The organism is Dethiothermospora halolimnae, from assembly GCF_037577855.1.
Lineage (GTDB): Bacteria > Bacillota > Clostridia > Tissierellales > VENL01 > Dethiothermospora > Dethiothermospora halolimnae.
Genome location: NZ_JBAKFX010000098.1, coordinates 1 through 7521, shown reverse-complemented (window position 1 = coordinate 7521; position 7521 = coordinate 1). Strand labels below are relative to the sequence as shown.

The 7521-nt window shown below is 27.9% G+C and carries 8 protein-coding genes; 3 read left to right on the top strand and 5 right to left on the bottom strand.

Annotation, left to right across the window (positions count from 1 at the left end; all coding sequences use genetic code 11):
- The 3 genes from V6137_RS20030 to V6137_RS20020 form a co-directional block, all read right to left on the bottom strand.
- Positions 1-800, bottom strand: an 800-nt coding sequence (locus tag V6137_RS20030) for a hypothetical protein (protein WP_425449740.1), incomplete at its 3' end; no start/stop codon positions are given.
- Positions 801-1755: 955 nt separating this feature from the next.
- Positions 1756-2973, bottom strand: coding sequence for an IS256 family transposase (locus V6137_RS20025; protein WP_425449739.1), 1218 nt, complete (start codon positions 2971-2973; stop codon positions 1756-1758).
- Between the two features lie 86 nt (positions 2974-3059).
- Positions 3060-3293 carry a hypothetical protein gene (locus V6137_RS20020; RefSeq protein WP_425449738.1) on the bottom strand — a complete coding sequence of 78 codons (234 nt, stop codon included), beginning with the start codon at positions 3291-3293 and terminating at the stop codon, positions 3060-3062.
- Between the two features lie 326 nt (positions 3294-3619).
- Between V6137_RS20020 and V6137_RS20015 the strand changes: the two genes are divergently transcribed.
- The 3 genes from V6137_RS20015 to V6137_RS20005 all read left to right on the top strand — a co-directional run bounded on the left by V6137_RS20015 (position 3620) and on the right by V6137_RS20005 (position 5608).
- Positions 3620-4531: an ArdC family protein gene (locus tag V6137_RS20015; protein ID WP_425449737.1), complete on the top strand. Its 912-nt coding sequence runs from the start codon at positions 3620-3622 to the stop codon at positions 4529-4531.
- A gap of 410 nt (positions 4532-4941) precedes the next feature.
- Entirely contained in the window at positions 4942-5187 is a 246-nt protein-coding gene (locus tag V6137_RS20010) for a hypothetical protein (RefSeq protein WP_425449736.1), read from the top strand.
- Positions 5188-5467: 280 nt separating this feature from the next.
- A complete protein-coding gene (locus tag V6137_RS20005; protein WP_425449735.1) occupies positions 5468-5608 on the top strand; it encodes a hypothetical protein in 141 nt (46 codons plus the stop codon).
- Between the two features lie 58 nt (positions 5609-5666).
- Here the strand turns inward: V6137_RS20005 and V6137_RS20000 are convergent, their stop codons facing one another.
- The gene (locus tag V6137_RS20000) at positions 5667-6092 is read right to left on the bottom strand and encodes a hypothetical protein (RefSeq protein WP_425449734.1); all 426 of its coding nucleotides are present in this window, start codon (positions 6090-6092) and stop codon (positions 5667-5669) included.
- Positions 6093-6157: 65 nt separating this feature from the next.
- A partial coding sequence (locus tag V6137_RS19995) for a type IV secretion system protein (protein ID WP_425449733.1) occupies positions 6158-7521 on the bottom strand: 1364 nt, incomplete at its 5' end.

Below are 7521 nucleotides of genomic sequence, written 5' to 3'. Positions count from 1 at the left end.
TTCTTATTATATTCCTTTTTTCTTCTATTGTATTCTTCTACTTCATCAACCTTTAGCTTCTTCATTTTTATAAAGTTAAATATATCTATGTTATATGAATCCAATAGATCCCAAATATTAAATATAACTCCTTCCTGTTTCTTGGGATTAAAGCTCATAACCTTATAGAAATTTTGATATTTATTAAGTACACTTTTGTGTCCCTTTATAAATGGACAGTCTGCTATTACATATGTTATATTAAAATAATTTCTGAAATTTATTTCTTCTGAAACATAGTTATACACTTGTTTTATAGTTTCAAATTCATCTTCTTCTAAGGCTATGTCTTCTATAAATGCTTTAATATCTTTCTTCTTTAATATCATTTTCCTTTTAAGGCTCTTTTTCTCCTTGTCTGTTAGTCTAATATAGAACTTCCAATCAACTTTATTATCTACTTTAGCTATTGCCATTTTAATTATTTCCCCATAGCCTTTATCTGGGTACTTTTCTTTATATTTTTTTATTAATTGCTCTTTTTTCTCTTTTCTAAGCTTCTTCTTATAGCCTTCCTTTTTTCTTTGTAAATTTTCCTTTTTCTCTTGTTCTACATTTTCTGCCCTCATTTTTTCTTTTAACTGTTCCATTATATCTTTATCTATTTCGCCATATACAAATGCTTTGACAAAATCTTCTATTGTTCTAAATCCATATTCTTCAAATTCATTAAAAAAATCATAGTCTTTAATAAAGTTTTGAGTTCTAGTAGTGTGGTCTATAATCATATATTTACCAGTAGATTTAATTACTTTAATCATAAAAAAATGACCTCCTTTTATTAATATTTTGTGGAGGTTCTAAAACACTTTTAGTGAATATTTTTAGTTATTATGTATATAGTATAATAACAATTAAATAAAAAAATGTTTTAAAAAGAACCTCACTTTTGTTAAAGAACTTGTTTCCTCCCTAGTTAAAGGACAAGTTCTTTTCTCTTTGTATAATTATAGATTAGAGAATTATAAAAATAACTATATGCCTGCTATTTTTAAAGGTATATACGTTTTATATAGATGTTTATATATTCTTTTAGCAGTAGCATTATGAACTAGAACTATATATAATTAAAGTCTTTATATGTTTTATGACATAACAAAAGCCCTTTACTTTTTTAGAGTAAGGGGCTTTATATATTTAAAAGGCTAGAGTCCTATCTATTAGGACTCTTTTTTATGTTTATCCCTTGCGATATTGTTTTAGTGTAAAGACTAAAAGGAAACTTGAGAATATGAGTAAAAGATCTATATATTAGTATGATTTGTATAATTGTTTATATATCTAATAAGCCCTCAATCAGAAAATCAAGGGCTTTTGTTGTTTTATTTAGTTCAGGAAATCTCTTAATAATACACTTTCTATAAACTTCTTAACTCTTTCATCACCAAACAATTCTACTTCAAGCTTAACTTTTGAATTAGGGAGAACTTTATTTCCACTTGTCGAGGGTCTGTAAATAACTTTGTGCTTTTATAGTGTGATTACTCCGTTCTGACAAGTAGATAAGTATCCATTCAAATCAAATATTAACTACTGTAATTTAATATTATTATTACCAAGATTATACCTATATATGCATTTTTTAGTATTATTTTGGTAATAATTCTTATAATGAGGAAGTATGCCATTATATAGCATAATACTAAACTTAAATTGATACTCATGTATACTTATCTAGCTAATTTGGGTATAATATATTTTAAAATGGTGTAGTTTTTATAGATATTGTTCGAATTTTTCTTCGTACATGATACATAATTGGTTTACTATTATATCCCAATTATCATATCTTCTACTCCATTTTTTAGTGATATTTTTAGTAGCTAAGTACAAAATCTTCTCTAATGATTCGTCTGATGGGAATATAGATTTTGTCTTAGTTACTTTTCTATATTGCCTATTGAGACTCTCTATTATGTTAGTTGTATATATTATCTTTCTAACATCATTAGAGTATTTAAAAAATGTACTTAATGAATCCCAGTTATCTTCCCAACTCTTTATAGCATAAGGATATTTTTTATCCCAGGTTTCTCTAACACCCATTAGAGCCTCAAATCCACTCTCTTCATCTGGAGCTGTATAGATTGTTTTCAAGTCTTTAGCAAGCTTTTTTCTATCCTTGTAAGGTACATACTTTAGTGTGTTTCTTATCTGATGTATGATACATCTTTGTACTTCAGCATTAGGATAGGTAGCTTCTATGGCCTGATTAAAGCCACTTAATCCGTCAACACAGAAAACCATTACATCTTCTAATCCTCTATTTTTCAAACTATTGAGTACTGATAACCAGAACTTTGATGTTTCATTTTCCCCTATCCATATACCCAATACATTTTTTAAACCATCTTTATTAACAGCTAATACTACATAAGCAGCTTTCTTCACTATTTGATTGTCTTGACGCACTTTAAAATGTATTGCATCCATAAATACGAAAGGGTACATAGGATCTAAAGGTCTACTTTGCCATTGATTAATCTCGGGGATTATTTTTTCAGTTATCTTGCTTACCATTTCGGCAGATACCTCAATGCCATATATTTCATTGATTTGATCATGTATATCTCTAGTTGACATTCCCCGTGCGTAAAGAGATATTATCTTTTGTTCAATACCGGAGATATTTCTTTTGTTTTTAGGCACAACTTTAGGTTCGAATTCACCGTTTCTATCTCTTGGTACATTTAATTCCATTTCTCCAAATTGAGTTTTCATTTTCTTTTGACTATGACCATTTCTTCTATTAGGTGTTTTTTTATTCTTTCTATCTCCTTTTTGGTATCCTAATTCAATATCTAATTCGGCTTCTAACATTTCTTGAAGAGCACCTTTGAACATATCTTTTAAATATGACTGCAGATCTCCTGTAGTTTTTAAATCTCCATCAGTAATGATTTGTCTAAGTATTTCTTTTGATAAAGTTGACATAGAAAAACTCCTTTCTGGCTTAAATTATTATTACTTTTAATTATTGCCAGAAAGGAGTTTTATTTTTCACTTAAGCACAGATTTTTTTACACTCCCCTTGTCGATGTCCATAACAAATTGACTTGCCTATCATAATGCTTATCTACTTTTGTTATGTATTTACCATTTTCTTTTACCCTATATGTTTTTACATGTTTAAATACATCAAAAACAATTTTATCTCCTGTTTTGTGAGTATATTCTAGCTTTATGATATCATCATATTCTTTCAAAATTTTTATAAAGTCATAATTTTCTCTTGATTTACTTAATGTATTCATATAAACATCTCCTTCTATTTTTTATTGTGTATGTATTATGTAGAATTTTTCTATTTATTTCAATAGGTTTCTGAATTTTTTTTATAAAAGCTAGCTAGATACATATAATCTAATATATTTAGTTAATTGAAATAAAGAAATTTTGGGAGCTTTTAAAGCTTAATTCAAACAGGCTGGGAATAATTCAACTGGGAAATATTTTAGTTGGGAATTATCATGTCCAGAATTATGCTTAGAAGCTCCTTTTTTATTTTTTGGGGACTTGCCCTTGAAATTATTTCAAAAATTTATCAATATGAAAAATAAAAAAGGAGTGTGTAGAATTTATGAGTAAAAAATCTGTATATCAAATTATTCAAGAAAGGTACATAAAGAAAATTAAAGATGCTATTAAAGATGATAAGGTATTGCCTTGGGAAAAACCGTGGGTAGGTGGTTTTCCTAGAAGTCATATCACAGGTAAATTTTATAGGGGTATAAATACTGTCTTATTAGAAAAAGGTGGAGAGTATATAACCTATAAGCAAATCAAAAAACTTAGGCAGAAAGATAAAAGTATCAAATTGAAAAAAGGTTGTAAGCAGTATCAAATTATCTTCTGGTCTCCATTTACTAAAAAAGTTAAAAATGAAGAAACTGGAGAAACAGAAGAAAAAACTCAATTCTTTTTAAGGTACTATAAAGTATATCATTTGGATGATGTTAAAAACCTTGAACCTAAATGGGATAAATTTAAAGGTTATGAGCACCAAGCCAATAAACTTAGTGAAGATTTAATTGATAATTATGTCAAAAACGAAAATATTGATTTTCAAGAAATTAAAGGCAGTAGCAGAGCATTTTATAGTCCTCCATCAGATACTATTAATGTTCCTGATCGTAGTCAATTTGAAAACATTCAAGAATTTTATTCTACTTGTTTCCATGAGATAATTCATTCTACAGGAAATAAAAGTAGATTGAATAGAGATTTATCAGGAAACTTTGGTAGTAGTAGTTATTCAAAGGAAGAGTTAGTAGCAGAATTTGGTGCATCATTTGTTAGAGGTCTGCTTGGTATAGAGAGTACCAAAACAGAGGAGAACTCTGTGGCTTATTTAAATGGCTGGTTAAAAGCAATAAGAGAAGACCTTACTTTATTAACATCAGCTTGCTCTAAAGCTCAAAAGGCTTGTGATTTTGTGTTAGAAAAAGGAAATATAGACTTTAATAGCATTAATGCTAAACAATCAGCTTAAAAGAACTCTATCAAATAGGGTTCTTTTCTCTGTAAAATAGTTTAACAATTTGAACTTGACTTCTATAAAAATATAGGTCATCATGAAAAAAATAATTAAATCAATTTTTAATTTCAGTTATTTTTGGACAAGAATTACATAGTATATATTAAGTATGCAACAAAATTAATGATAAAAAAAGGGTGCTGTTTAGCGAATTCAAACTGGTTAAGATAATAGATTGGAAAATTAAATAGGTTATAAATCTTACTGGAATGAATTTAACTTAGACAAGCCCTTTTGCTCATCTTGGAGTAGAAGCTTGTTATAAGATTAGGGAAAGGAATTTATAAGCGAAGAACGATAAGACGGATACTCCTTATACTTTATAAATTAAAAATAATAAAAAAATTATAAGGAGGAATGTGTTTATGATTAAAACAATTAGAATTCACGAAAATGAGGTAAAAAAAATATTTAACAATGAAAGTTGGGATGCGTTAGATGATTTAGATTTTAGAAATATATCAGTAATCTTTAATACCTTCGGAGGGTCTTTAAATAGTGATTTCTTTGAGTTTGATGTAGAACTTAATGAAAATCATGAATTTAATGATAAAGATTTGAAAAATATGATATTAAAAGATTTAGAAGATTTACATTGTAATTTAAGTTAAACTTAATACCCAACCTAAAAGAGCCTTGAATTTAATCAAGGCTCTTTTTTAGTTGTTAATCTATAATAAATAAATCAAATTTCAAGAAAAATTTTTTAGCCCTGAACTAAGCAATTTCAGTTGTTAATCTATCTTTCAAAATTTTAAGTTGTAATTTTTTTCGCAAAACTATTGATTTTTGTTCAAAAATTTATCATCATGATTTTATAAGAAGTTTTCAGAACTGGCCAGTTCTTTTATATAAATAAACTTCCAAATAATCTAAAAGGAGATATAAATGATGACAAAAAAACAAATTGAAAAAAACTTAGGTAAAAAGATATCCAAAGAAGAATATGAAAGAATACTAGATAAAATGGCAGAAAACTACTATGACAAATTTATTGAGCTTGAATTTGATATAGAAAATACCTTTTGCTAGAACTCTTTAAATATAAACATATAAATAGAGACAAGTCCTTAGGACTTGTCTCTATAATCTATGAACCTATAAAATTAACTGAAATCTGGAAAATAGTTTGAACATATAAAATTATTGTATATACCACTATACTCAATATCATCCCTGTAAATCCAGACCACTTCATTTTGTGGCTACCTATGCCACCTATTAAAGTAATATAAGCATTTATGAGAAAAACAATTATACAGATAGGCTGGGCTAATACTTGTAAAGCCCATATAGCTTCATCTTGTTTTCTTGTAATATAAGAAGTGGTTTTGTCCAATGCTTCTTTATCTGCTGGATCTTTAATTGGATAACTACTTTTTTTATTAATTTTATCCAAAGTTTCTATTCCACTTTTTAAATAGTCATTATCTTTTAGTCCTTCTTCTTCTGAGAAAACTGTTATTCCAGTTATATAAATCATTATTATTAACATTATAAAAATACTTTTTTTCATAAATCATCCAACCTCCTTACTTTTTATAAATTCAAATTTCTATAATAAACAGAAAGGAAAAGACCTTAATTAGCCTTTTCCCTAGTATTATTATCTTCCTCTTTTATTTGTGGTTTTAAGGTTTGTATAGGTTTAAATGTATAGACAGGGTTTAACTTATTATTAATTCTGTCTTCATATAGTGCTTTCTCTCCAAAATGGTCTCCTTCTTTTACCTTATTAATATTTAGCTTCTTTAAACCTTGTTTGTTATACCCTATACTTGTTATTCCAGATTTATTTGTCAATATATTATCTATCCCATTTTTCTTTAGAAATAAGTTTCTATCTGTGTTTGGATTATTCCAACTGTCTTCCAATGCTTGTAAATTTTCTTTATCATCTTTATTCAACCTGTTTCTATCTTTTATTAATAAAGTTCCTCCACCCTTATGGGAAACATAATCAAGTCCACGGCCTTGTAAATAGTTTTTACTTCTAATAGGCTGTTTTCCTGTTCCTGTTTCCTTGTAGCCTAACACCCCATTTTTATTATAATTTTTACTACTAAACCCTTCTATTCTGCCCATAAAGTCTTGTTTGCCACTCTCTATCATGCTCCTAAAGTCTGTAGCTCCATCGCTTACATCTCCACCAAGTGCTAAGCCAGATGCCATTTTAGAAGTAGCTAATGCTCCATCAAATGTCTTTTGTGATACTTTTCCTGCTATTCCCATCGCTTTACCTAGTTTTGTTTTTGTACTATTTTGTAGTTTATTTGAATTTTGTTTAGTTTTATCATCTTTAAAATTACTTTCTTTATTGTGCTTATTAGAACTTTTGTGATTAGAACTTGTACTAAAAGCTTCTCCTGTTTTTGTAGCAAGTGTAGCTCCTTGCTTGGCTAACATCTTACCTTGCGTAATAGCAAAATTTCCACTTTGTCCAAATATCATTGTTCTAAAGAATTCTGTTAATGGTACTAAAGAACAAGCTATTACTAATTCTTCTATTCCCCTACTTGCCCCTTGAACATTTAATATAAAAGCAAATGAAAATGCATGAAAAGCTTGCAAGAATACATTAGCAATTAATTCTTTACTCCAGTTATCAAATAACCCTTTTCCTTTTACAGTAAAAGCCATAGTTACTACAAAGAAAGGGCCTGTTGCAACTAATATTGCTATCATTATACTTCTCATAATATATACAAAATTAAGATATAAATTAGCTATAAAATAAAATAATTCTACAACAAGTCCTGCTATTGTACCACTATTATTAGCTACTCTTCCTCCATCTGACCAATCTACTTGTGTGGCGAATATATCTACAATAGAATTATTTATTGTTGTCATTAATTGAGTTAATGGAATTATAGAAACTAATAAAAAACCTACTAAGAACAATTTTTGAAGTGTCTCCATAATACTAATCCTCAAGGAAGGAT

Coding starts and splice junctions, on each gene's coding strand:
- V6137_RS20025 (WP_425449739.1), bottom strand. CDS start 2,973: ATGTCAACTTTATCAAAAGAAATACTTAGACAAATCATTACTGATGGA.
- V6137_RS20020 (WP_425449738.1), bottom strand. CDS start 3,293: ATGAATACATTAAGTAAATCAAGAGAAAATTATGACTTTATAAAAATT.
- V6137_RS20015 (WP_425449737.1), top strand. CDS start 3,620: ATGAGTAAAAAATCTGTATATCAAATTATTCAAGAAAGGTACATAAAG.
- V6137_RS20010 (WP_425449736.1), top strand. CDS start 4,942: ATGATTAAAACAATTAGAATTCACGAAAATGAGGTAAAAAAAATATTT.
- V6137_RS20005 (WP_425449735.1), top strand. CDS start 5,468: ATGACAAAAAAACAAATTGAAAAAAACTTAGGTAAAAAGATATCCAAA.
- V6137_RS20000 (WP_425449734.1), bottom strand. CDS start 6,092: ATGAAAAAAAGTATTTTTATAATGTTAATAATAATGATTTATATAACT.